This is a genomic window from Nocardioides sp. R-C-SC26, assembly GCF_021246465.1.
Classification (GTDB): domain Bacteria; phylum Actinomycetota; class Actinomycetes; order Propionibacteriales; family Nocardioidaceae; genus Nocardioides.
Genome location: NZ_JAHRHK010000023.1, coordinates 18,120 through 40,593 on the forward strand (window position 1 = coordinate 18,120; position 22,474 = coordinate 40,593).

25 protein-coding genes and 1 tRNA gene are annotated in these 22,474 nt (G+C 71.2%); 14 read left to right on the plus strand and 12 right to left on the minus strand.

The window, feature by feature from the left end:
* Positions 1–46: 46 nt before the first annotated feature.
* A complete protein-coding gene (locus KSO97_RS16170; RefSeq protein ID WP_232680699.1) occupies positions 47–952 on the minus strand; it encodes a universal stress protein in 906 nt (301 codons plus the stop codon).
* Between the two features lie 151 nt (positions 953–1,103).
* On the opposite strand from KSO97_RS16170, the gene KSO97_RS16175 reads away from it, so the two are divergent.
* The 9 genes from KSO97_RS16175 (at position 1,104) to KSO97_RS16215 (ending at position 7,173) form a co-directional block, all read left to right on the plus strand.
* Positions 1,104–1,177 (plus strand) — tRNA-Met (locus tag KSO97_RS16175).
* Positions 1,178–1,270: 93 nt separating this feature from the next.
* Entirely contained in the window at positions 1,271–1,621 is a 351-nt protein-coding gene (locus KSO97_RS16180; protein WP_232680701.1) for a VOC family protein, read from the plus strand.
* A 48-nt stretch (positions 1,622–1,669) separates the two neighbouring features.
* On the plus strand, positions 1,670–2,002 hold the full coding sequence (locus KSO97_RS16185; RefSeq protein WP_232680703.1) for a pyrimidine/purine nucleoside phosphorylase: 333 nt from the start codon (positions 1,670–1,672) through the stop codon (positions 2,000–2,002).
* A 108-nt stretch (positions 2,003–2,110) separates the two neighbouring features.
* Positions 2,111–2,653, plus strand: coding sequence for an alternate-type signal peptide domain-containing protein (locus KSO97_RS16190; protein WP_232680705.1), 543 nt, complete (start codon positions 2,111–2,113; stop codon positions 2,651–2,653).
* 12 nt (positions 2,654–2,665) lie between these two features.
* Positions 2,666–3,202, plus strand: coding sequence for a signal peptidase I (locus tag KSO97_RS16195; protein ID WP_232680706.1), 537 nt, complete (start codon positions 2,666–2,668; stop codon positions 3,200–3,202).
* The gene (locus tag KSO97_RS16200; RefSeq protein ID WP_232680708.1) at positions 3,195–3,776 is read left to right on the plus strand and encodes a hypothetical protein; all 582 of its coding nucleotides are present in this window, start codon (positions 3,195–3,197) and stop codon (positions 3,774–3,776) included. The genes KSO97_RS16195 and KSO97_RS16200 overlap by 8 nt, the downstream gene beginning before the upstream one ends.
* Positions 3,777–3,783: 7 nt before the next feature.
* On the plus strand, positions 3,784–4,710 hold the full coding sequence (locus tag KSO97_RS16205) for a signal peptidase I (RefSeq protein ID WP_232680710.1): 927 nt from the start codon (positions 3,784–3,786) through the stop codon (positions 4,708–4,710).
* A gap of 59 nt (positions 4,711–4,769) precedes the next feature.
* The gene (locus KSO97_RS16210) at positions 4,770–5,786 is read left to right on the plus strand and encodes an LLM class flavin-dependent oxidoreductase (RefSeq protein WP_232680712.1); all 1,017 of its coding nucleotides are present in this window, start codon (positions 4,770–4,772) and stop codon (positions 5,784–5,786) included.
* 67 nt (positions 5,787–5,853) lie between these two features.
* Positions 5,854–7,173, plus strand: a complete 1,320-nt coding sequence (locus KSO97_RS16215; protein ID WP_232680714.1) for a cytochrome P450 — start codon at positions 5,854–5,856, stop codon at positions 7,171–7,173.
* 17 nt (positions 7,174–7,190) lie between these two features.
* On the opposite strand, the gene KSO97_RS16220 is transcribed toward KSO97_RS16215, so the two are convergent.
* Together KSO97_RS16220 and KSO97_RS16225 are read right to left on the minus strand one after the other, a co-directional pair.
* Positions 7,191–8,486, minus strand: coding sequence for a D-arabinono-1,4-lactone oxidase (locus KSO97_RS16220; RefSeq protein ID WP_232680716.1), 1,296 nt, complete (start codon positions 8,484–8,486; stop codon positions 7,191–7,193).
* Positions 8,483–9,670, minus strand: coding sequence for an alanine racemase (locus KSO97_RS16225; protein WP_232680718.1), 1,188 nt, complete (start codon positions 9,668–9,670; stop codon positions 8,483–8,485). Before KSO97_RS16225 ends, KSO97_RS16220 begins: the two co-directional genes overlap by 4 nt.
* Before the next feature lie 20 nt (positions 9,671–9,690).
* Here KSO97_RS16225 and KSO97_RS16230 point away from each other — a divergent pair, with 20 nt between their 5' ends.
* On the plus strand, positions 9,691–10,095 hold the full coding sequence (locus tag KSO97_RS16230) for an NUDIX domain-containing protein (protein ID WP_232680719.1): 405 nt from the start codon (positions 9,691–9,693) through the stop codon (positions 10,093–10,095).
* 26 nt (positions 10,096–10,121) lie between these two features.
* On the opposite strand, the gene KSO97_RS16235 is transcribed toward KSO97_RS16230, so the two are convergent.
* Both KSO97_RS16235 and KSO97_RS18395 read right to left on the minus strand, forming a co-directional pair.
* Positions 10,122–11,330 carry a lipase family protein gene (locus KSO97_RS16235; RefSeq protein WP_232680720.1) on the minus strand — a complete coding sequence of 403 codons (1,209 nt, stop codon included), beginning with the start codon at positions 11,328–11,330 and terminating at the stop codon, positions 10,122–10,124.
* Positions 11,330–12,961: a M28 family peptidase gene (locus KSO97_RS18395; RefSeq protein ID WP_232680722.1), complete on the minus strand. Its 1,632-nt coding sequence runs from the start codon at positions 12,959–12,961 to the stop codon at positions 11,330–11,332. Before KSO97_RS18395 ends, KSO97_RS16235 begins: the two co-directional genes overlap by 1 nt.
* A gap of 205 nt (positions 12,962–13,166) precedes the next feature.
* Here KSO97_RS18395 and KSO97_RS16245 point away from each other — a divergent pair, with 205 nt between their 5' ends.
* On the plus strand, positions 13,167–13,853 hold the full coding sequence (locus KSO97_RS16245; protein WP_232680723.1) for a TetR/AcrR family transcriptional regulator: 687 nt from the start codon (positions 13,167–13,169) through the stop codon (positions 13,851–13,853).
* 37 nt (positions 13,854–13,890) lie between these two features.
* On the opposite strand, the gene KSO97_RS16250 is transcribed toward KSO97_RS16245, so the two are convergent.
* The gene (locus tag KSO97_RS16250; RefSeq protein WP_232680725.1) at positions 13,891–15,498 is read right to left on the minus strand and encodes an MXAN_6640 family putative metalloprotease; all 1,608 of its coding nucleotides are present in this window, start codon (positions 15,496–15,498) and stop codon (positions 13,891–13,893) included.
* Complete coding sequence (locus KSO97_RS16255; protein WP_232680726.1) at positions 15,495–15,899, minus strand: adenylyltransferase/cytidyltransferase family protein; 405 nt, start codon at positions 15,897–15,899, stop codon at positions 15,495–15,497. The genes KSO97_RS16250 and KSO97_RS16255 overlap by 4 nt, the downstream gene beginning before the upstream one ends.
* A 96-nt stretch (positions 15,900–15,995) precedes the next feature.
* On the opposite strand from KSO97_RS16255, the gene KSO97_RS16260 reads away from it, so the two are divergent.
* Positions 15,996–17,270, plus strand: a complete 1,275-nt coding sequence (locus KSO97_RS16260; RefSeq protein WP_308188335.1) for a DUF445 domain-containing protein — start codon at positions 15,996–15,998, stop codon at positions 17,268–17,270.
* Between the two features lie 43 nt (positions 17,271–17,313).
* The gene (locus KSO97_RS16265) at positions 17,314–17,559 is read left to right on the plus strand and encodes an RNA-binding S4 domain-containing protein (protein WP_232680728.1); all 246 of its coding nucleotides are present in this window, start codon (positions 17,314–17,316) and stop codon (positions 17,557–17,559) included.
* A 54-nt stretch (positions 17,560–17,613) separates the two neighbouring features.
* Here the strand turns inward: KSO97_RS16265 and KSO97_RS16270 are convergent, their stop codons facing one another.
* The 3 genes from KSO97_RS16270 to KSO97_RS16280 form a co-directional block, all read right to left on the minus strand.
* Positions 17,614–17,982: an FKBP-type peptidyl-prolyl cis-trans isomerase gene (locus KSO97_RS16270; protein ID WP_232680729.1), complete on the minus strand. Its 369-nt coding sequence runs from the start codon at positions 17,980–17,982 to the stop codon at positions 17,614–17,616.
* 77 nt (positions 17,983–18,059) lie between these two features.
* Positions 18,060–18,500 carry a CBS domain-containing protein gene (locus KSO97_RS16275; RefSeq protein ID WP_232680731.1) on the minus strand — a complete coding sequence of 147 codons (441 nt, stop codon included), beginning with the start codon at positions 18,498–18,500 and terminating at the stop codon, positions 18,060–18,062.
* A 38-nt stretch (positions 18,501–18,538) separates the two neighbouring features.
* Complete coding sequence (locus KSO97_RS16280; protein WP_232680733.1) at positions 18,539–19,420, minus strand: inositol monophosphatase family protein; 882 nt, start codon at positions 19,418–19,420, stop codon at positions 18,539–18,541.
* Between the two features lie 64 nt (positions 19,421–19,484).
* On the opposite strand from KSO97_RS16280, the gene KSO97_RS16285 reads away from it, so the two are divergent.
* Positions 19,485–19,931, plus strand: a complete 447-nt coding sequence (locus tag KSO97_RS16285) for a DUF2231 domain-containing protein (protein WP_232680735.1) — start codon at positions 19,485–19,487, stop codon at positions 19,929–19,931.
* A gap of 103 nt (positions 19,932–20,034) precedes the next feature.
* Here KSO97_RS16285 and rsgA read toward each other — a convergent pair whose 3' ends face one another.
* Together rsgA and aroA are read right to left on the minus strand one after the other, a co-directional pair.
* A complete protein-coding gene (rsgA, locus tag KSO97_RS16290; protein WP_232680737.1) occupies positions 20,035–21,024 on the minus strand; it encodes a ribosome small subunit-dependent GTPase A in 990 nt (329 codons plus the stop codon).
* A 21-nt stretch (positions 21,025–21,045) separates the two neighbouring features.
* Positions 21,046–22,329: a 3-phosphoshikimate 1-carboxyvinyltransferase gene (aroA, locus tag KSO97_RS16295; RefSeq protein ID WP_232680739.1), complete on the minus strand. Its 1,284-nt coding sequence runs from the start codon at positions 22,327–22,329 to the stop codon at positions 21,046–21,048.
* Positions 22,330–22,474: the final 145 nt, after the last annotated feature.

Genomic DNA, 22,474 nt, shown 5'->3' on the forward strand with positions numbered 1-22,474 from the left:
GTCCCCCCGCCGTCCCCCCCCCCCCCGGGAGCCGGAGTCGCCTCCGTCAGTGTTCGGGGACGACGGCCACGGGGCCGCTCGCGCGTTCGAGGACGGCGGCGGCCACCGAGAGGTACAGCAGGCGCCGCAGGCCGGTGCGGCGGTGATGGCCCAGGACGAGCAGGCTCGCGCTCTGGGACAGTTCGAGAAGACGCTCGTCGACAAGGCCGTGCTCGACGTCGGAGATCGCCTCGACGTCGGGATACTTCTCGGCCATTCCGGCGACCGACGCGGCGATGACCATCCGGCTCTCGGCGTGATCGTCGTCGTGGTCGGGGTCGACGTCCCCGATCGCCACGCGGACGTCGAAGATGCAGTGCAGCAGCCGCAGCGGCTCGCCCAGCCGCGCTGCTTGGGCGTAGGCGAACTCGATGGCCGGGAGGGACTCGCCGGCGCCGTCGACCGCGACGATGACGCCATGGCGAGGCGGGGCACCATGTGCTGCGTCGTCCTTCTCGGGGCGGATGACGACCACCGGGCAGTGGGCTCGTCCTGACAGCGCCGAGCTCACCGAGCCGAGGAGGCGGGACGCGATCGGCCCGCGACCCCGGGAGCCGACCACGATCAGATACGCCTGGCGGCTGACCTCGATCAACGCCTGCCTCGGATCGACGAGCTCGCTCGACGCGCGGACGTCGACCGCCGGGAAGAGCTCGCCGAGCCTGCGTGCCTCCTTGCGGAGGAGCTGGGTCGCGGCGTCGGTGAGCGCGGCACGCAGGGCCTGAGCGTCGACGCCCCACGCTCCGAGCGTTCCGGCGTAGGTGGACGACAGGGGCGCCTCCGCGTGCAGGAGGACGAGCTGACGATGCTCGCTGTCGGCGACGCCGGCTGCCCACTCGGCTGCGCGCCTCGCATCGGGGGAGCCGTCGAAGCCGACGACCACACTGCCGCGGGAGATCTCGGTCAGGTTCATACCTCCACCATCGACGGGTGACTGCACGGATTCACGGGGATCCCGTCCTGACCGCGCCGGGACCTTCGTCCCGCGTGCACGGGTGCCGGCTTGTCACGACTGTCCCCGATTTGGGTGCGCGGCCGGCCATGTGTAACGTTCAGTTCACCGACGCGGGGTGGAGCAGTTCGGTAGCTCGCTGGGCTCATAACCCAGAGGTCGCAGGTTCAAATCCTGCCCCCGCCACTGAGACTCAGGCCCGGATCCTTCGTGGATCCGGGCCTGAGTGCATCGACGGCGCCGTCTGCGAGTGTCGGTGGGCGCAGGCACAGTGGACGCATGAGCATCCACCACGCGATCGACTACATCGAGCTGCCTGCTCCCGACCTCGCCGCTGCCAAGGCGTTCTACGGGTCGGCTCTCGGCTGGACCTTCACCGACTACGGCGAGGCCTACGTCGGGTTCAGCTCCACCGGGGGCGACGAGGACGGCGGTTTCGACCCCCGGGGCACGCCGCACGCGGGCGGCCCGCTCGTGCAGGTGTACTCCGACGACCTGGAGGCGACGCTGAGGGCCGTGGTCGCGGCTGGAGGCGCGATCAGTGTGGAGCCCTTCGCCTTTCCGGGCGGCCGGCGCTTCCAATTCACCGACCCGGCGGGGAACGAGCTCGGCGCCTGGAGTCGCACCTGACCCACGTCGAGACGAGGCGGTCGCACCGCACCACTAGGCTCGCGCGTCGTGACCGACTCTTCCGAGGCCCCTGCGACCTACGAGGGCGTGACCCTCGACCCGCGCGCCAACGTCTACTTCGACGGGGCCTGCGTGAGCCACACGTTCTTCCTCCCCGACGGCACCCGGAAGTCGGCCGGCGTGATCTTCCCGGCAGCGCTGGAGTTCGGCACCGCGGCTCCCGAGGTGATGGAACTCAACGCCGGACGGTGCCGGGTCCGGATGGCCGGCAGCGACGAGTGGACCGAGTACGCCGCGGGCGACTCCTTCGCCGTGCCGGGGGAGTCCTCGTTCTCGATCGAGGTCGTCGAGACACTCGGGTACGTCTGCCACTACGGCTGACGGGGCCTCCGCGGCTCAGCAGGGCGACGTCTCAGATGTCGGTCAGTGCGACCGATGGGAGGGGGTGACGCACTCGACGAGCGGGTGCAGCGCACTTCGGAGGCGACGATGCGCCATTCACTCAAGGGCACCGTGGCGATCGGCGGTGCGGCCGTGCTGCTGGTCGGAGGAGCCGGGACCGTGGCGTTCTGGACCGACACGCTGTCGGTGCCCGGCATCACGGGCATCAACAGCGGGACGATGGCGCTGACCGACACCACGTCCGGCGGGTGCGCATCGTCGGGATGGGTCCTGGACAGCGCCGCGACGCCGACCGGCGTCGCCTTCGACCCGGCGACCGACCGCCTGGTGCCGGGCGACGTCGTCACGAGGTCGTGCACCTTCACCGTCGCCGCGGCGGGCGAGCACCTGCATGCCACGCTGACACCCACGGCACCCGGAGCGACGGGCACGCTGTCCTCGGCGCTGACCGTCGCCGGATCGTTCACCAGCGGCGGCTCGCCGGTCACCGACGTCACCGAGGCACTCGACGGTGCCACCGTCACCGCGCGGATCTCGGTCACCTTCGTGTCGTCGTCGGGCAACACGACGCAGCTGCGAGTCGCCGACATCAGCGACTACACCGTGGCGTTGACCCAGACGCACAGCTGAGACGGCCCGGTCGTGCTGTGGCTGGGCCGCCTGCTCGTCGGGAGCGTCGGCATCACTGCGACCATCCTGATCGGGGTGAGCGTCGTGCTCCCGCTCGCCGTGGGCGGGTCCTCCTACGCGGTGCTGACGTCGTCGATGCGCCCGGACCTTCCTCCGGGGTCGCTCATCGTCGTGCGCCCGGTCCAGGCGCGCGACCTGGGCGTCGGAGACGTGATCACCTACCAGCGCGATTCCGGCGCACCGATCGTGGTGACCCACCGCATCGTCGCGCAGGCCACGGATGCTCAGGGCAGGCCGATCTTCCGTACGCAGGGAGATGCGAACCCGCAACCGGATCCTGCCTGGGTACAGCCGGTCCAGATCCGCGGCGAGGTGTGGTTCGCCGTCCCGTACGCGGGCCGGGTCCACGACCTGCTCGACCCGGCGACGCGGCGTTGGCTGACGATCGTCGCCGCTGCGGCTCTGCTGCTCTCGGGGGCACGCTCGTACCGAGCGGCGTGGAGAGAGCGCCACGTCGCACCGTCGCAGGCCGAGGTCCGCCATGGCTGACAGGACCCGCCTGCACGCGGCGCTCGGGCTCGGCGTCCTGGTGCTGATCGCCGTCAGCACGACGTGGGCTCACTGGACCGATGCCGCCGCCGTCAGCGGGACGACGCTCACCGCCGGCACGCTCGACCTCAAGGCCGACAACGCCGACGCCGTCACCACCGCCACGCTCTCGATGAGCGCGATGGTGCCGGGCAGCTCGTCGGCCCAGGTCATCACGCTCAAGAACGGCGGCACCGCCGCTCTCACCTGGACGGCGTCCGGTGGCCTCGGTGGCACCGACGCGGCCGCCTTCGCCGCCTCCGGTGCCGTGAGGATCCGGCTGGTCGCGGGCGGTACCCGCAGCGGGAGCGGCTCGGCTGCGACCTGCACGGGCGGCGCGGTCGTGCTGACCAGCACGCCGCTCACGGCCTCGACCACGACGACCCTCGTCGGCGTCCGGCAGGGGCCGATCGCGGCGAGTGCGACGCAGGCGCTCTGCGTCGAGCTGACCTTGGACGGCGCCGCGCCGAGCACCCTGCAGGGACGCACGACGACGGTCAGCCTGACCGTCGCCGCCACCTCGGACGTGACGTGAGCCGGCAGTGAGCCAGGTCGGACGCGTGCTCCTGCGGCTGAGCGCAGCCGTCGGCGCCCTCTGCCTGCTCGCCACCGCGCTGTGTCTGGTGGCCGGCGTGAGACCCGTCGTCGTGCGCTCGGGATCGATGAGCCCGGCGCTCCAGGTTGGAGCGGTGGCGCTGCTGCGCACCGCTCCGGCCGAGGACGTCGTCGTGGGCGACGTGGTCAGCGTGCTCGCGGCGCCGGGCGACCGGATCACGCACCGCGTCGTGTCCGTCGACCCGATGCCCGACGGCTCCGCAGCCCTCCGGCTGCGCGGCGACGCCAACGCTGTCCCCGACCCACGGCCCTACACCGTGCGCGAGGTCGATCGACTCGTCGGCCACGTTCCCTGGGTGGGGCGTCCGGTGCTGTGGCTGCGGACGCCGGCGGGTCTCGCGGCGCTCGGGCTCTACGCGCTGACACTCGGCTGGGTGGTGGTGCGCCCCGGTGCCGGCGATCGCCGACGCGCGCAGGTACCTCGGCGAGGGCACCTCGGACGTCGTGCGGCCGCCGTCGGTGCCACAGCGGCGCTCGCGGTCACTGCCACGGCGCCGGCCGATGCGGCCTGGGCGGATCCGGTCGCCGTCTCCGGCACGACGTTGACCGCCTACGACGTCCCGGCGCCTGCGCTCTCGTGCTCGGGCGCGCTGTTGAGCGCCACAGTGTCCTGGACGGCGGTCACCTCGCCGTATGCGCTGACCTACAGCGCCGTGAACGCCCTCGGCGCGAGCTTCACGGTCAACGCGAGCGGGTCGACCCGGTGGGTCACCGTGAGCGGACTCCTGTCCGGGGCCTCGGTGCTGGTCCGGGTGACCGCTGCGGTGCCGGGCGCGCCGTCGTGGATGTCGTCGACGACGACCCAGACCGTGACCTCGTTGCTCGGGCTGGGCGCCGGCTACGGCTGTTCCTGACAGCTGCCGTGACAGGTGGTTGACGGACCCTCCCCCTCTCGACCGGCGTTGAGCCCGGCATGAAGAACATCGGGTTCCTCTCCTTCGGGCACTGGACGCCGTCGCCGAGCTCGGCGACGCAGAGCGCGTCCGACGCGCTCCTCCAGTCGATCGACCTCGCCGTGGCAGCCGAGGAGCTGGGCGCCGACGGCGCCTACTTCCGCGTCCACCACTTCGCGCGCCAACTGGCCTCGCCGTTCCCGCTGCTCGCGGCGATCGGCGCACGCACCGAGCGGATCGAGATCGGCACCGGTGTCATCGACATGCGCTACGAGAACCCGCTCTACATGGCCGAGGACGCCGGCGCCGCCGACCTGATCTCCGGCGGGCGGCTGCAACTCGGGATCAGCCGCGGATCGCCGGAGCAGGTGATCGACGGCTTCCGCTACTTCGGGTACCAGCCCGCCGACGACGATCACGCAGCGATGGCGCGCGAGCACACGGCTGTCTTCCTCGATGTCGTCGAGGGTCGAGCGTTCGCCCAGCCCAACCCGCGCCCGATGTTCCCCAACCCGCCCGGTCTGCTGCGGCTGGAGCCACACGCACCAGGGTTGCGCGAGCGGATCTGGTGGGGCGCCGGTACGCGTGCCACCGCGGAGTGGACGGCGCAGCAGGGCATGAACCTGATGAGCAGCACCCTGCTCACCGAGGACACCGGCGTGCCCTTCCACCAACTGCAGGCCGAGCAGATCCAGCTCTTCCGCGATGCATGGGCCGCTGCCGGCCACGAGCGGACACCTCGTGTCTCGGTCAGCCGCAGCATCTTCCCGATCGTCTCCGACGCCGATCGTGCCTACTTCGGCCACGAGTCGCGCAGCCAGGACCAGGTCGGCCAGATCGACGGCGGGATCGCGCGCTTCGGCAAGTCCTATGCCGGGGAGCCCGAGGCGCTGGTGAAGCAGCTGGTCGAGGACGAGGCCGTCGCCGCCGCCGACACCCTGCTCCTGACGGTGCCCAACCAGCTGGGCGTGGAGTACAACGCGCACGTGATCGAGTCGGTGCTCCAGCACGTCGCGCCGGAGCTCGGCTGGCGCTGAGGTCGGTTCGCGGGACGACCGCGACGACGCGTGCCGTCGTGCGGGCGCGCGCAGTACCGTCGGGGGCGTGGTGAATCCTGGTGCCGTCCTGTCCGAGGCGCGATCCGCGGTCCACTGGGCCTCGGCGTTCGGCGTCCCACGACTGGCGGTGCGCTCGGCGGCGCGGCGTGGGGAACTGCAGGCACGGATGATCGTGACGGCGTCGTCCGGCGGCGACGTGTGGCCGTTGCTGGAGGAGGTCCGGTCCCACGGGTCACTGCTGCGCGGGTTCGCCAGCCACCTCACGGTCGACCACGCCGTGGTACGCGAGGTGCTGTCGAGCCCCGACTTCCGCTCGGGTAACCCCATGGACGGCGTGGGCCTGCTCGCCCGCGTCGCCGGTGCGACCGAGCCCCACATCACACACCCGATCCAGGCTCCCTCGATGCTCGCCGTCGAGCCGCCCGACCACACCCGGTACCGCAAGCTGGTCACCCGGGTGTTCACGGTCAAGGCCATCACCCGGTTGCGCGAGCGCACGGAGGAGATCGCCGCAGACCTGCTCGACGAGCTCGAGGCGACCTCGCGCACGGGTGCGCCGGTGGACCTCATCGAGCGGTACTGCAGCCTGCTTCCGGTCGCGGTCATCTCCGAGATCCTCGGGGTGCCGGCCGAGCAGCAGCCGCGGGTGCTCGAGCTCGGTACGGCCGCGGCTCCCAGCCTCGACTTCGGCCTCGGTTGGTCGGAGTACCGCTCGGTCTATGCCGGGCTGCGCGACTTCGACGCCTGGCTCGACGAGCACCTGGCTGCTCTGCGACGTCAGCCGGGCGACGACCTGCTCAGTCAGCTCATCTCCGCCCGGGACGAGGAGAACGCCCTGAGCGAGGTCGAGCTCAAGGCGACCGCCGGGCTCGTGCTCGCCGCCGGCTTCGAGACCACCGTCAACCTGCTCGGCAACGGCATCAGGCTCCTGCACGACCACCCCGAGCAGCGCGCACACCTGCGAGAGGACGTCGACCTCTGGCCGAGCGCGGTCGACGAGGTGCTGCGGTTCGACCCACCCGTCCTGCTCACCGGTCGTGTCACACCGGACGGCGCCACGGTCGCGGGCGTCGACATCGCGCCGGGTGGCTTCGTCACCACCGTCCTCGCCGGTGCGAACCGAGACCCCGAGGTCTTCGCAGACCCCGCCCGCTTCGACGTCGCGCGCGCCAACGCGGGCGACCACGTGTCGTTCTCCGCGGGTCGGCACTACTGCCTGGGGGCCGCGCTGGCGCGGATGGAGGGCGAGGTCGGTCTGCGCGCGTTCTTCGACCGCTTCCCCGACGTCGAGCTCACGCCGGGCGCCCGACGTCGCACCACGCGCATCCTGCGCGGCTGGGAGCGCCTTCCCGCACGAATCGGCTGACCGGGAAGGCGCGTGGGTTAGTCGCCCAAGACCTGCCGCAGGTAGTCGTTGCCGAAGCGACGCTCGGGGTCGACCTCGTCACGGATCGCGCGGAACTGATCGAAACGTGGGTAGACCGTCGAGAGGTAGCCGGGGCCGAGAGTGTGCCGCTTGCCCCAGTGCGGCCGGCCCTCGTGCTCGACGAACAGCGACTGGGCGTAGGCGAAGTACGACGTCGGATCGTTGCGGTGGTAGGCGTGCACGGCCACGTAGCAGTTGTCCCGCTCGTAGCCGGTCGAGAGCCACACCGGGTCGGCGGCGGTGAAGCGCACCTCGATCGGGAACGAGACCGTCTCGGCGCCACGCGCGAAGTACCGCTGAAGCCCGCTGATGATCTCCGGCAGCGCCGCACGCGGGACGGCGAACTCCGACTCGTGGAACCGCACCCGGCGCGGCGAGACGAACACCTCGTAGGACGGCGCGGTGTATTCGCGTGCTGACAGGGCCGAACCGGAGACGGCGTTGATCCGCGGCACGATGCCCGGCGCCCGTCGTCCGACACGGTTGGCGATCTCGAAGAGCCCGTTGCTGAGCAGCTCGTCGTCGACCAGATGCCGCAGCCGGCCGAGCGGCGCTGCCGCAGTGCCGTCGGGCACCCGGTTGTTCTGCTTGACCAGGGCCTTCTCGGTGTGCGGGAACCAATAGAACTCGAAGTGGTCGTTGTCCTCGACCAGGCTCGGCAGCGACTCGAGCACCGCGGGAAGGGCCATCGGCTCCTCACGTGCGTGCAGCAGGAATGCCGGCACGCACTGCAGGGTCACCTCGGTCACGACGCCCAACGCACCCAGGGATACCGCGGCGGCGCCTGACCAGGGATGCCGCTCGTCGATCTCCACGACCTCCCCGGACGCCGTGACGAGTTGCAGGCCCACGACCGCGGCGGCGATTCCGTGCAGACGTGCCCCGGTTCCGTGGGTGCCGGTGGAGATCGCGCCCGCGACCGACTGCGGGTCGACGTCGCCGAGGTTGGGCAGTGCCAGCCCGAGTGCGGCGAGCTGCGGGTTGAGCTCGCGCAGGGAGATCCCGGCCTGCACGCGCACCCGACCGGTCACCGGGTCATGGTCGAGCAGCGCGTTCATCCGGCCCAGGTGCAGCGCGACGCCGTCGGTCGCGGCGATCGCGGTGAACGAGTGGCCGGCGCCGTGAGCCTTGACCGGCAACCCGTCGCGTGCGGCCTCGGCGAGGATCCGGACGACGTCGGCGGTCGAGGCGGGCTGCAGGGTGCGCACCGGGGTGGTGCGCACGCTGCGACTCCAGTTGGTCCAGGTGCTCATCCGAAGTTGTGCCCTTCCCCGCGGTAGGTCGGCGTGGTCGTGACGCGCTCGTCAGCGTCGACCCGAGCCACGACGTCGAGGCGCTCGAAGACCTCGCCGGACTTCGCGTGGCGCATCAGCACGCGGTCGCCGACGGCGAGGTCGCGCGCTCCCTTCCCCTCGACGGGTGTCTGCACCTCACCGGCGCCCTCCATGCCGCGTAGCGCGAGTCGTTCGGGCCACACCGGCGACGGCGCCCGCGTGGCCACCGTCGGGCCGGAGGCGATGTAGCCGCCGGAGTAGAGCGTCGCCACGTCGCGGTGCGGACGCCGTACGACCGGCAGGGCATAGAAGGCGGCGGGGCGTGCGGTGAAGGCGTCGTAGCGGTCGAACAGGGTCGGCGCGAACAGTCCGGAGCCGGCGGTCACCTCGGTGACGACCGGATCGGCGCTGACGACCTCGAGACTGCCGGTGCCGCCTGCGTTCACGATCTCCAGGGGCGCGTGCTCGCCGACCGCGGCCACGACCCGCGAGCGTCGATCGAGGAGCTCGGCGGCCGAGCGCCGCTTGACCAGTCGGACGGCGGGGGAGGTGTCGGGCATCCCGGCGATCTGGGCGTCGTAGAACATCACGCCGACCAGATCGAAGCCGGGCCGCGCGGCGACCTCGCGTGCCAGGCGGCCCGCCTGGCGCGCGGTGCGCACCGGCGAGCGGCGCACGCCCAGGTGGGCGGGACCGAGTCGGAGCGAGGCGTCGATGTCGAGGCAGATCCTGATCGCGGGATGGGCCGGGCCGAGCACGCGATCGACGAGATCCAGGTGCGCCAGTGAGTCGACCATCAGCGTGATCGCCGCGCGGCGGGATTCGCTCTCCGCCAGGTCGCGCAGTGCCGCCCTGCTGGTGGTCGGATAGGCGAGCAGGATGTCGCCGACGCCGTGATCGGCCAACCAGTTCGACTCGGCGAGCGAGTACGACATCACGCCGGCGAAGCCGGGCCGGGCCAGCACGTCGTCGAGGACGGAACGGATGCGCACCGACTTGCTCGCGACTCGGATCGGCACGCCGGCGGCCCGTCGCACCAAGTCGTCGGCGTTGGCGACGAGCGCCTCGTCGTCCACGATGCCCAGGGGCGCCTCCAGATGGGCCGTCGCTTGGATCAACGCCTCCCAGCGGTCGTGATCGGTGGGGGCCACGGCTCTCGACATGCCCCCAGTATGGTCGCGTCGTGAGTGAGCCGACGTTCGTGGTCGCCGCCGTCTGCCTGCGCGACGCGTCGGGCCTCATGCTCGCCGTCCGCAAGCGGGGAACGAGCGCCTTCATGCTTCCGGGAGGCAAGATCGAGGCCGGTGAGACGCCGCTGCAGTGCGCTCTTCGCGAGTTGCACGAGGAGGTCGGCCTCGAGCTCGCATCCGCCGAACCGCTCGGACACTTCCTCGACGACGCCGCCAACGAGCCGGGTCACCTGGTCGACGCCACGGTCTTCGCCGCAGACCTCGCGCCCAACGCCCCGCTCCCCGCGCCGATCGCCGAGATCGACGAGCTGCGGTGGCTCGATCCGGCGGCCCTTCCCGTCGACGTCCCGCTCGCTCCCGTGCTCGTGCGCGTCGCGGCGCAGGTCATCGCCGGCTGATGCCGCCTTTCGCCCCGCTGCGGTGATCAACCGCGGAGCCGCGCCACCATCCAGCTGACGGCATCCGGCGTCGCGTAGCCGTCGGAGTTGGTGGGGGAGTGCCCCGAGGGCCACCGCCCCACCGTGACCGATGTGCCGCGCGATCGATAGGTCTGGATCAGCTGTTCGGTGAACGGCGCGAGCGCTACTGCGTCGAGCAGGCCGAGATCGACGCGTAGAGGCACACCGTCGGCCAGGTGGAGGTGCCGGACGTCGTGCCGCGCGAGCCAGCGCCGCAGATCGCGAGATGCCTCCTCGCCACGCGGGCCGAGGACCTGGGCGGGGGCGAGCCCACCCCAGGAGTCGGTGCGGGAGAGGTCGGCGAGGCAGCGGTCCTCCAGGTGCGGCCAGAGTGCCCTGGCGCGGGCGCTCAGCCCCCCGTTCATCAGCAGTCGCCGGAACGCGGGGTCGGTCGCGCTGTGCCCCTTGAGCAGCAGGGCGGCGAGTCCGACGAGCTCGCCCACGAACGGTCCGGGAACCGGCTCGACCTGGAGCAGCTGCACGAGGAGTTCCAGCCGGGTCACGGGAGTGAAGGCCGAGATGCCGACCAGCGTCATGTCGCGCACCTGCGGGCGGCGCCGGTCCGCGGCGTGCAGGGCGGCGACCGCCCCCTCGCTGTGGCCCGACACCACCCAGCGGTCACCCAGGAGCGCCGGCCAGCGGCGGTTGACCGCAGTGAGCATGTCGACCATCGCGCGGCCGAGAGACGGACCATGCAGATAGGGATGCGGCCCGGGCGCGCCGAGCCCTTCGTAGTCGGGACGTAGGACGGCGACCCCCGCGCGCAGCAGCGCGCGGGTGGTGTCGTCACCCTGCTGCATCTTCTGCTTCTCGGTGTCGTTCGGGGTGCCGTTCGTGGGAGCGCAGCGATCCGCGGCACCCGTGGTCATGTGGCCGTAGACCACGACCGGCCAGCCGCCGTCCGGGCGCTCGCCCCGCGGGATGAGCATGAGACCCGTCGCGGTCCCGCGCCGACCGCGCACGGTGCGCGTGGTGTAGGAGATCACGGCTGAGCGCGACGCGCCCGCCAGGCGGCTGGTCGTGCCGGCCGGGCCGACGTCCACGACGTCGGGGGAGCCACCTCCCGACGCACCCGACGATGGCAGAGCGACGAGCGTGGCCGCCGCGACGGCGGCGACCACTGCTCCGCTCAGGCCGGGGAGCAGCCCGCGCTGCCGTCGTCGAACCGTGCGCATCAGCCGAGGCCGGGCAGCGTGATCGGTAGCAGCCCCATCTGACGTGACGGTGTCGCGTCGAACGCGTCGATCAGGTCACGTTGGGCGAGCAGCATCGGCTTGAGCTCGGGCTGGTCCACCGCCTCGATCGTGTCGGCCTCGTCGTAGAGGTAGATCGGGCCGGCGATCAGGCTGACGGTCGGCACGCCCGCCGCCAGGACGAACGACGCGTCGGTCGGGATGCCGAGCGGGGTGAACACGGTGCCGTTGAGCAGCGTGGTCCCGCGGAGGTCGCGGTCCACGATGATCTTGGCGAGCTTGAGCTTCAACGGCAGTGAGACGTTCTCGAAGAAACCCCGCGGCTCGGTCTCATCGGTGAAGACCAGCTTGTCCTTCCTGATGACGCCCTTCTTGGCGATGTGCTCGATGGTGGTGTTGGCCACGATCGGATAGGGCGACTTCTTGCTCTTGATGTACTTGTCGACGAAGGCCATGTGGGCCTGGTAGCCGGTGAAGTGAGTGTCGAACGTGGTGAACATCAACGTCTTGTCGCGTCGCGCACCGCGCTTGTCCATGGCTCCGTAGTACTCGGCGAGCGCCAGCACCTCGGCGACTCCGCTGGCGTCCTCGACGGCGCCGGGGCCGAGTGAGTCGTGGTGGCTCTGCACCATGATGGTGTCCTTCGAGCGGCCGTTCAGGATGCCGATCGGGGTGCGGGCGACGACCTTGCGACGGGTGGTCGTCAGGCGCATGGTGGCGCGCGGCGACTTCTTCAGCAACGCCCGCATCGAGGCGGCCTCGCGCTTGGTGACCCACATGCCCGGGATCCGCATGGGCGTCCTGCGGTAGTACTCGTTGTGGTACTTGTTCGAGTCGAAGTAGTCGGCGAGCACGCCGATCATGCCCGCCGCGCCGGCGGCCTCGAGCGCCTGGATGGTCTGCGAGAGCGTGGTGATGTAGGGGTTGGTCGCCAACAGCGTCGGCAGGTCGAGCACCTCGAGGTCGGGGTCGTAGATGAACTCGATGAACGGAGTGAGGCCCGCCAGCGGCAGGAGGAACTTCAGGTCGATCATCACGAACTTGCCGCGCACGTCGAGCAGTTTCAGCGCGGCGAGCGGGTCTCCGCCGAGGTCGACGACCTCCGCCGTCAGGCCCTTCGGGCCGAGGGTACGGACGCCGGTTCCGGTCGGACCCTTGATGAAGGAGAACCCGATCGGGTTCACGTCGAGCTTGGTGCCGCCGACGCTGAGGCTGGCGCCGCTGGCCTTCCAGGAGTAGGAGGTGGACTTCTCCATCCAGACCTTGTCCATCCCCGCGGAGCGCAACCGGTCCGCCACGTACTCGGCCGCCCGGCGGCCGCCCGGGGTGCCGGTGGCTCGCGGTGCCATCGCGACGAGGTCGCGGATGGTGCGCATCATGTCTCCCCGGCCGGCGAGCAACGCGTCGTTGCGAGCCGGAGCCGCGGCTCGGGCGGCCGTGGGCGCGCTCGCCGTCGCAGCGGAGGTGTCGTCCGCGGCGGCGGAGGTGGCGGTGCTCATCGACGACGCGAGTGCCAGCGCCGCGACCAGAGGCGGGACGGCGACCCCGGCGACACGGCGTCGCAGGGTCGGGCGCCGGAGCTGGGGGAGGAGTAACGCACGGGCAGAGGTCACTGGGGGACACCTTTGTGGATGACGATGGGACGAGGAGCACTAGAGTAACGATCCTTACGGCAATGAGTCACGGCCGTGTCGTCAGGTGGGTCGACGATGCGTCTCGGCCCGACGACGGCGGCCTCCGGGGCCGGTGTGGTGCGCGGACGAGGTCGGTGCTGGAAGGCCCGCAGGGCGGGCGACGATGAGTGAGAGGGTGAGCCCCATGTCGGAGGCCCCGGAGTTGCCGCGGATCCGCGAGGGCGTGTTCTTCACGACCCCCGATCCGCTCCCGCGAGGACGCCACGGGTTGAGCCGCGACGACGTGTTGAGGGCGCAGCGCGAACGTCTGCTGATCGCGATGACCGAGCTGTTGGCCCACCGGGGCTACGCCTCGTTCGGCCCTGCCGAGATCGCCAAGCGGGCCGGCGTCTCGCTCGGAGCCTTCTACGACTGCTTCCCTGGCAAGCAGGAGTGCGTCTTCGCCGGGTACCAGCGATTCATCGAGGTTCTACTGGGTGAGGTGCTCGCGGTCGACCACACGGTCACGGCGGAGCCGGAGGAGCGCGCGCGCATCGTGCGCGACCTCATGACCGCCTACCTGCGCACGCTGCGGCTCGACCTGGTCGTCGCGCGCGCCTATCAGGTCGAGATCGATGCGCTCGGCCCTGAAGCGCGGTCCCAGCGGCGCGAGTCGTTGCGGTTGTTCGCGCGTCACCTGATCGGGATCGCGGCGGACTTCGAGCCCGACGGCAAGCCCTCTCCGCTCATCCCCGAGAGCGCCTACCTGGGTCTGGTCTACGCCACCCGGCAGCTGGCCTCCGACGCACTCGACGAGCACGCCGAACCCGACCTCGAGGCGCTCGGCGCCGATCTGGCGGTGTGGCTCAGCGACACCTTCCGCGTGCGCTGAGCTCTGTCTCGGTCGGGCTGCGCGGTCGAGGACACCCCTACCGGCGGACGGCCTTGAGGCCGAGCCGGAACAGCTTGCCGTCGTCGCGCGGGACGCCGGTGCAGGAGAAGAGGGTGTCGCGCCCGCAGCGGTAGCGGGTCGAGGCGTTCACGAGCGTCACGGTGACCGTCGCGATCCGCCGTCCGTCGAACGGCACGATCACGGACCCGTCGCCACGTCGGTCCAGACGTACGGGGATGCGCTGGAGTCGCCCGTTGCGTGGTCGCACCAGCACCACGGCAGCGGGGGTCGAAACCCGGCTCGGGCCGTCGACGGCGACGCGCAGCCGCCAACGGTCCCCTCGCAGTCCCGCACCGGGCCGCACCTTGAAGCTGCGCGATGCCAGATGGTCGATCCGTTCGGCACGGCCGTAGGTGGGCTTGCGGGCGGTGAGGACCGCCTTGCCGCGCAGAGGTGCCGCGGGGAAGAAGCGCCCCTCGCGGTAGCTGCTCGCGGGCACCGTGTTGCCGGCGCTGTAGTCGGCGAAGGTCTGTGCCCATCCGTCGAGTCGCTCGAGTACGCGGCGCGCGGCCTGGATGGAGTAGTCGTTGGGCAGTCCCTGCCCGGTGCCCGCCCGCTCGATGACTCGCTTGACGATCCCGACGCCGTACCGCTCGCTGAGGAACTCCCAGAAGATCCAGTTCGAGTACTGGGCCACGCCGGCGGTGTCGAAGACGTCGAGACTCTGGCCGGGGTCGGCGATCTGGCCCTGGCGCAGGTACTGCCGGTTGTCGTTGACGTCGTCGGCGTAGCGCTCCTCCATCCACGTGGCGGTGTTCTCCAGGAACCACCTGTCCTCGCGGAAGTCGTAGCCGAACTGCACGGCGTGGAAGAACTCGTGTGCCGCGGTGACCCGCAGGCTGTCGATCGGGTCGCGGCCGAACTGGCTCCGGGCGAAGTCGTCGTCGAGCACGCAGAAGGACGACGCGCGCCGAGGCTGGTTCGCCATCCGCCGTTCGGGCGCGCAGTAGCCGTAGACGCCAGCGCCGCCGAGCTCCTTGAGGTAGACGTCGAACTTGGGTCCGCCACCGCGTGAACCGTCGGTGGGCGGACGTCGGTACCCGAGCTTGCGGATGTGGTGGGTCCAGACCTTCTCCATCACCGACAGCGTGGTGCGGACCCAGGCGGAGTTCGGCGGGGCGTCCGGTCCGAGCCGCACCGAGTGCACGCACACGTTCGGACCGCACGTCGACTGCGAGGGCAGCAGGTAGCCGTCGCCATAGGGGTCGCGCAGTCCGTCGGTCGGTCGAGCGAGCAGCGCATCGGCCTGCTGTGCCTCGCGCCCGGTCAGGCCGGCGCGTGCCAGGAAGAGGTCGCGCAGGGCCAGGGTGGCGCCGCCGTCCTCGGAGTGCGGTGCCGCGGACTCGCGGTGCGCGGCAGAGCCGTGTCGCGCCGCCACGCCCGTGTGCTGCGGCGCGAGCGCAGCGACCGCTCGCCGCAGCACGGCGCTCGCGCCCTGGGCGGTGCCGTGAGCCTGAGCGACCCCCGGCGCGCCGCGGGACGTCGTGGCCTGCGCTATGTCGGGGGCGACGGCGCCGCCGGTCCCCGCCAGGGCGAGGGCCGCGAGGCCCACCGCGATCCGGCGCGGCAGCATCGGCGTCCTCACGAGCCCGCGGAGATCTTCTCGATCAGCGCCGTCGTGGAGATGGCCGGTGTGCGCGGCAGGTAGACGACCTCGCAGATGTCACCGAACTCGTCGAACCGCCCTGCCCAGTCGTCACCCATCACGAGCACCGCCGCGCCGTGCTCGAGGATGTAGTCGCGCTTGAGCTCCAGGCTCTCCTCGAGGAAGACGCCGTCGACGGGCTTGAGGGCGGCGACGATGGCGAGTCGCTCGGCCTCGCTGAAGACCGGCTCGCGCCCCTTCTTGCGGAGGTTGAGCGCGTCGGCCGAGACGCCGACGACGAGACGGTCGCCGAGCTCGGCGGCTCGCTGGATCACTCGCAGATGGCCGACGTGGAAGACGTCGAAGGTCCCGAAGGTGATCACGGTGCGCGGTTCGGACATGAGCGGAAGTGTAGGAGCCGACGACGCCAGGTTCGATGTCGGCGCGCGCTCGCGGAGGTGTGGGGGGCGATCGCCCCGATGCGCGAGGATGGCGCGGTGTCTGTGACCTCGCCTCCCGTGCCGCTCGATGACTCGTGGCAGGACGCGGACACCGTGCGTCGGGCGGGATTGCGAAGGATGCGCGCCGTGGCGCTCGGCCTGCTGCTGGCGGCTGCGGCCGTGTACGCGGTCACGCTGCACGACGACGGGTTCTGGGGCTACGTCAACGCCGGCGCGGAGGCGTCGATGGTGGGTGCGATCGCCGACTGGTTCGCCGTCACGGCGCTGTTCCGGCATCCGCTCGGCCTTCCGGTGCCGCACACGGCGCTCATCCCGCGCCGCAAGGACGAGCTGGGACGCGGTCTGGAGGAGTTCGTCGGCGAGAACTTCCTCCAGGAGTCGGTGATCCGCGAGAGGTTGGCTGCGGTCGAGGTGTCCCAGCGGGTGGCCGAGTGGCTGGCCGAGGAGGCCCACCGGCGCCGGGTGGTCGACGAGGTCGTCGCCGTGGCCGCGATCGCGTTGCAGCGAGTACGTGATGAGCACGTGGCGAGCCTGGTGACCGATGCACTCGTCCCACGGTTCCGCGAGGAGCCGATCGCCCCGCTGTTGGGTGGTCTGCTCGACGAGGCGCTGCGCGACGACCTGCATCACGGATTGGTCGACCTGGCGCTGGCCGAGCTCGCCGAGTGGCTGCGCCTCAACCCCACGACCGTCCAGGAGGTGATCGGCGAGCGTGCGCCGTGGTGGTCGCCGGACTCGGTCAACCACCGGGTGACCTCCTGGGTGCATCAGGAGATGGTTCGGTGGGTCGACGACATCCGCGACCAGCCCGGGCACCGCGCCCGGTCGGCGCTCGACACGCTGCTGCGACAGCTCGCCGAGGACCTCCTCGGCGACGCCTCGACCCAGGAGCGCGCCGAGCGCTTCAAGGAGCGGTTGCTGGACCACCCGGCGGTGATCTCCTCGGGCATCTCGTTGTGGAACGCGCTGCGCCGCGCGCTCGTCGCGTCGTTGCGCGATGCCGAGGGCGCTGTGCCGCAGCGGCTCCGCGACGAACTGGAGCGGTTCGCCGTCCGACTTCGCGCCGAGTCGCAGCTGCGGGACCGCATCGACACCATGGTCGCGGACGCGGCCGTCTTCGCCGTCGACCGCTACGGCCACGAGGTGACGTCGGTGATCACCCACACCATCGAGCAGTGGGACGGTCGGGAGGCCGCGGAGCGGATCGAGCTGCACGTGGGTCGCGACCTGCAGTTCGTCCGGATCAACGGCACGATCGTCGGCGGCCTGGTCGGGGTCACGATCCACGCCATCGCCGAGCTCGTCGGGTGATGCTCGCCGCGAGACGGCGCCCAGGTCGTGGAATCATGTCTCCATGCCCGACCCCGTGTCCGTCCCCATCGACGACGAGTCGATCAAGCTGGGGCAGTTCTTGAAGCTGGCCAACCTCGTCGACACCGGAGCCGACGCCAAGCACCTGCTCTCCGCGGGCATGGTGCGCGTCAACGGTTCGCCGGAGACCCGGCGTGGTCGCCAGCTGGTCAACGGCGACGTCGTCGCGGTGGCGGCGCAGTCGGCCCGGGTCAGTGACGGCAGTACGCCCGACGACTTCCCCTGGTGAGATGCGCCGCGGGCCTCGGTCCACGGCGCATCCGCACCGACGATGTGCTCCGGGTCAGCTGACGCCCAGCAGATCGACCACGAAGATCAGCGTCTCGCCGGGCTTGATGACCCCGCCTGCGCCGCGGTCGCCGTACCCCAGGTGCGGCGGGATGACCAGCTGGCGACGCCCACCGACCTTCATGCCCTGCACGCCGGTGTCCCATCCGGAGATGACCTGACCGATGCCGAGGCGGAACCGGAGCGGTTCGCCACGGTTGTAGGAGGCGTCGAACTCCTCGCCGGTGCTGTGGGCCACGCCCACGTAGTGCACCGACACCGTCGAGCCGGCGGTGGCCTCGGCGCCGTCACCCTCGGTGACGTCGGTGATGACGAGGTCTGCGGGCGGGTCGAAGTCAGGGAACTCGATCTCGGGCTTGTCCATGCCCGACACCGTATCCGGCGTCCGGGCAGGCCCGCGCCGGGCCCGACGACCTCGGCAGCGACGTCTGAGGCGGACTTCTAGGAGGAGTGGACGTAGGAGTCGAGCTGGTCGCGCTCGAACTCCAGGTCGGCGATCTTGTGCTTGACCACGTCGCCGATCGAGATGATCCCGGCCAGCACGCCGTCGTCGATGACGGGCACGTGCCGGAATCGGCGGGCGGTCATCGTCGACATCACCTCGTCCAGGTCGTCGCCGCTCGTGCACGTCTCCACGACGGCGGTCATGATCGCGCCGACGGTGTTGTTGACGACCGTGCCGTCGCGGTGCAGGTGCCGCACGACGTCGCGTTCGCTGACGATGCCGTCGAGAGCGGCACCGTCGCTGCTGACGATCACGGCGCCGATGTTGTGCTCGGCGAGGAGTGCGAGCAGCTCGCGGACCCCGGCGTCCGGGCCGATCGTGACCACGGGGCCACCCGCGGGCGCCGCCTTGCTCTGGAGGATCTCGCCGATGCGCATGCCCCGACGCTACCGGCGTCCCGCGCCGGTGACCAGGGTCACACCTCGTCGTCGCGTCCTCGTCGCGCCCGCAGGTCGCTCACGGTTCCCGGGGCCGGACGTGTCCAGTCCGGGTCGTCCTCGAAGGAGTCGGGGAGGGCGCCGAGGAACGACAGCGCCGCCTCGTGCAGGTGTCCGTTGCTGGCCAGTGCGTTCCCGCCCCACGGGCCGTCGCTGCCGTCGAGGGAGGTGAACCGACCTCCGGCCTCGCGCACGATGATGTCCAGCGCCGCCATGTCGTAGACCTCGAGCTCGGGCTCGGCCGCGATGTCGACGGCGCCCTCGGCGACGAGCATGTAGGACCAGAAGTCGCCGTAGGCACGCGTCCGCCAGCAGCGCCGCATCAGCGACAGGACGTCGTCGAGCCGATCGCGCTCCTCCCAGCCGCCCAGCGAGGAGTAGGCGTACGACGCGTCCTCGAGCCGGCGCACGTCCGAGACGTGGATCTGGCTCGCCTTGAGGAGAGAGCGGCCGGTGAAGGCGCCGCCGCCCGTCGATGCCCACCAGCGGCGCTGCAGCAGGGGCGCCGAGACGACGCTCAGCACCACCTCGTCGTCGACGGCGAGGGCGATCAGAGTGGCCCAGACCGGGACGCCCCGGACGAAGTTCTTCGTGCCGTCGATCGGGTCGATGATCCAGCGTCGCTGCGAGTGGCCGCTGGTGCCCTGCTCCTCGCCGGTGATGGCGTCGCGCGAGCGCACGCGCGACAGCGTGCGGCGCAGGCTCTCCTCCACGGCGCGGTCGGCGTCGGTGACCGGGGTCAGGTCGGGCTTGCTCATCACGTGCAGGTCGAGTGCCTTGAACCGCGCCGTCGTCAGCGAGTCGGCGTCGTCGGCCAGGACGTGCGCGAGGCGCAGATCGTCGGTGAAGTCGGTTCCCACTCACCACAGCGTAGTGATGACGGGAGATCGCCCACTTCTCACCGGCGCGCCCTATCGTGTCGCCATGGAGATCAACGGTCTGCCGCTGCACCCGCTCGCGGTACACGCCGCCGTCGTGCTGGCCCCGATCGCCGCGCTCATCGCGCTGGCCTACCTGGTCCCGCGGTGGCGCGACCGACTCCGACGACCGCTTCTGATCGCGAGCGTGGTGGCGGTGGTCGTGATCGTCGTCGCCTATCTCAGCGGCGACTCCTTCCTGGAGGCCAACTCCTTCTTCCAGGGCGACGACAAGATCGAGGAGCACGAGGAGCTGGCAGATCTGCTCCTGTGGGTGACCTTCGCCTTCGGCGCGCTCGGCGTCGTCACGTCCTGGCTGCATGCGCGCGCGGGTGCCGTGCGGGTGTCCCTCAACGTGCTGCTGGCCGCTGCGGCCGTGGCCACTCTCGTGCTGGTATTCCTCACCGGCGAGGCCGGTGCCCGCGCCGTCTGGGGCAGCGGGTACGCCGGCTGAGACCACCTGATCCACGTTGACCCGTCTCTACCTGAAGACGGGTCAACCTGGAATCGCCGTTGACCCGTCTTTGCCTGAAGACGGGTCAACGCGAAGCGATCGCTCAGTAGTCGCTGACGCTGCGCGCGGCGAGCAGACGTCGGAACGAGGACACCCGGTCGACGTCGGCCTCGCCCGACTCGATCGCCTCGTCGAGCCCGCACTCGGGCTCCTCCTCCCCGTGGGTGCATCCGCGGGGACAGTCCTCGGTCATCTCGTCCAGGTCGGGGAACGCCTCGATGAGGTGCTCGGGCTCGACGTGAGCCAGTCCGAACGACCGGATGCCGGGGGTGTCGATGATCCAGCCCTCGTGGCCGGGCAGCGCGAGCAGATACGCCGACGTCGAGGTGTGGCGTCCACGACCGGTGACGGCGTTCACGTGCCCGACCTCGCGATCCGCGCTGGGCACCAGGCGGTTCACCAGCGTCGACTTGCCGACCCCGCTGTGCCCCACCAGCACACTGGTGCGGCCCCGCAGACGTTCCTCGAGCTCGGTCATGTCGCCGCCCCGGTGGGTGACGACCCAGGGCACTCCGAGGGAGCGGTAGGTCTGCAGGAGCGTCTCGGGGTCGCGCAGGTCCGACTTGGTCAGGCACAGCAACGGCGCCATCCCGGCGTCGTAGGCGGCCACGAGCGCCCGATCGATCAGGCGCGGTCGCGGCTCGGGATCGGCCAGCGCTGTGACGACGACGAGCTGGTCGGCGTCCGCCACGATCACCCGCTCGACCGGGTCGTCGTCGTCGGCCGTGCGCCGCAGTGTCGTGCGACGTTCGACGACCTCGACGATGCGGGCCAGGGAACCCTCGGTGCCGGAGGTGTCGCCGACCACGCGCACCCGGTCGCCGACGACGACACCCTTGCGCCCCAGCGGCCGCGCCTTCATGGCCATCACGACCACGTCGTCGACCAGCAGGGTGAATCGCCCCCGGTCGACGGTGACGACGAGACCGTCGACGGCGTCGTCGTAGACCGGTCGTTCCTTGGTGCGTGGGCGGGTGCGGCGGCGCGGGCGTTCGTAGTGCTCGTGATCGTGCTCGGTGTAGCGGCCCGCCATCCCGTCTCGCCTCGCGTCGCGTCAGTGGGTCGGCGCCGCAGCGACGAGGTCGCTCCAGAAGCCGGCGAAATTGGGGAAGGTCTTGCTGGTGGTCGCGACGTCCTCGATCTCGATGCCGGGGGCGGCGGTGCCGATGACGACCCCGGCATGCGCCATCCGGTGGTCGGCGTAGGTCTGCCAGACGGCGGGGCGCACCGGCGCGGGGGTGATGGTGAGGCCGTCGGGGTGCTCGACGACACCGATGCCCACGCGGCCCAGCTCGGTGGCCAGCGCGGTGATCCGATCGGTCTCGTGACCGCGGATGTGCGCGATCCCGTGCAGGTGCGAGGGGCCTTCGGCCACAGCGCACAGGGCCGCGACAGCCGGCGTCAGCTCGCCGACGTCGTGCAGGTCGAGGTCGACGCCGGTCAGCCGCTCGGGGCCGGTCACGGTCAGGCCGTCCTCGTGCCATCGGACGTCGCATCCCATGGCGGTCAGGATCGTGCGCAGCTGGTCGCCCGGTTGGGTGGTCATGCGCGGCCAGTCGCGCACGGTGACGCTCCCTCCGGTGACGGCGGCCAGGGCGAGGAACGGGGCCGCATTGGAGAGATCGGGCTCGATGGTGCGGTCCAGCGCACGCACGGGGCCGGGGGCGACCTGCCAGCGATCAGGCTCGCTGTCGTCGACCTCCACGCCGTGCTCGCGCAGCACCTGCACCGTCATCTCGATGTGGGGGAGCGAGGGAACTGCGGCGCCGCGATGCCGGATGTCGACGCCCTGATCGAAACGTGCGCCGGCCAGAAGCAGTGCCGAGACGAACTGGGACGACGCCGAGGCGTCGATGACGACGCGCCCTCCGCGCACGGCGCCCGCACCGCTCAGGGTGAAGGGCAACGCGTCGCGGCCGTCGTCGTGGATGGCGACGCCGAGCGCGCGCAGCGCCCGGACCACCTCGCCGATCGGCCGGTTGCGCATGTGGGGGTCGCCGTCGAAGGCGATGGTGCCGGTGGAGAGCCCGGCGATCGGGGGGACGAAGCGCATCACGGTGCCTGCCAGACCGCAGTCGATGGCCGCGTCGCGGGTGAAGGCACCAGGTGTCACGACCCAGTCGGCGTCGGTCGTGTCGACGTGAGAGCCCAGTGACGTCAGGGCGTCGGCCATCAGCAGGGTGTCGCGGGAGCGCAGTGCTCGGCGCACCGTGGACGGTCCATCGGCGACGGCTGCGAGGATCAGCGCGCGATTCGCGAGTGACTTGCTGCCGGGGAGGTCGACGACGAGGTCGACAGGTTCATCGACGAACGGCACCGGCCAGTGATCGACTCCCACAGCCGCAGCCTACCGAGGCTGCGCCGCAGGCGGCGCGGCGTCAGCGCACCTTGGCGCGGACCAGGTTCGCCTCGCGTCGAGCGTCCTCGAGATCGCACGGGTAGGGCAGATGTCGGCCGGGCGCCGCCCCCGCCCGCCCCTGGGC

What these genes read in the sequence shown, in the direction of transcription:
- KSO97_RS16200 (WP_232680708.1), top strand. Translation starts at nt 3,195, where the DNA reads ATGGCTGACAGGACCCGCCTGCACGCGGCGCTCGGGCTCGGCGTCCTG.
- KSO97_RS16220 (WP_232680716.1), bottom strand. Translation starts at nt 8,486, where the DNA reads ATGAGCACCTGGACCAACTGGAGTCGCAGCGTGCGCACCACCCCGGTG.
- KSO97_RS16245 (WP_232680723.1), top strand. Translation starts at nt 13,167, where the DNA reads ATGTCGGAGGCCCCGGAGTTGCCGCGGATCCGCGAGGGCGTGTTCTTC.
- KSO97_RS16265 (WP_232680728.1), top strand. Translation starts at nt 17,314, where the DNA reads ATGCCCGACCCCGTGTCCGTCCCCATCGACGACGAGTCGATCAAGCTG.
- KSO97_RS16210 (WP_232680712.1), top strand. Translation starts at nt 4,770, where the DNA reads ATGAAGAACATCGGGTTCCTCTCCTTCGGGCACTGGACGCCGTCGCCG.
- KSO97_RS16255 (WP_232680726.1), bottom strand. Translation starts at nt 15,899, where the DNA reads ATGTCCGAACCGCGCACCGTGATCACCTTCGGGACCTTCGACGTCTTC.
- KSO97_RS16235 (WP_232680720.1), bottom strand. Translation starts at nt 11,330, where the DNA reads ATGCGCACGGTTCGACGACGGCAGCGCGGGCTGCTCCCCGGCCTGAGC.
- KSO97_RS16285 (WP_232680735.1), top strand. Translation starts at nt 19,485, where the DNA reads ATGGAGATCAACGGTCTGCCGCTGCACCCGCTCGCGGTACACGCCGCC.
- KSO97_RS16275 (WP_232680731.1), bottom strand. Translation starts at nt 18,500, where the DNA reads ATGCGCATCGGCGAGATCCTCCAGAGCAAGGCGGCGCCCGCGGGTGGC.
- KSO97_RS16170 (WP_232680699.1), bottom strand. Translation starts at nt 952, where the DNA reads ATGAACCTGACCGAGATCTCCCGCGGCAGTGTGGTCGTCGGCTTCGAC.
- KSO97_RS16270 (WP_232680729.1), bottom strand. Translation starts at nt 17,982, where the DNA reads ATGGACAAGCCCGAGATCGAGTTCCCTGACTTCGACCCGCCCGCAGAC.
- rsgA (WP_232680737.1), bottom strand. Translation starts at nt 21,024, where the DNA reads ATGGCGGGCCGCTACACCGAGCACGATCACGAGCACTACGAACGCCCG.
- KSO97_RS16225 (WP_232680718.1), bottom strand. Translation starts at nt 9,670, where the DNA reads ATGTCGAGAGCCGTGGCCCCCACCGATCACGACCGCTGGGAGGCGTTG.
- KSO97_RS16190 (WP_232680705.1), top strand. Translation starts at nt 2,111, where the DNA reads ATGCGCCATTCACTCAAGGGCACCGTGGCGATCGGCGGTGCGGCCGTG.
- KSO97_RS16180 (WP_232680701.1), top strand. Translation starts at nt 1,271, where the DNA reads ATGAGCATCCACCACGCGATCGACTACATCGAGCTGCCTGCTCCCGAC.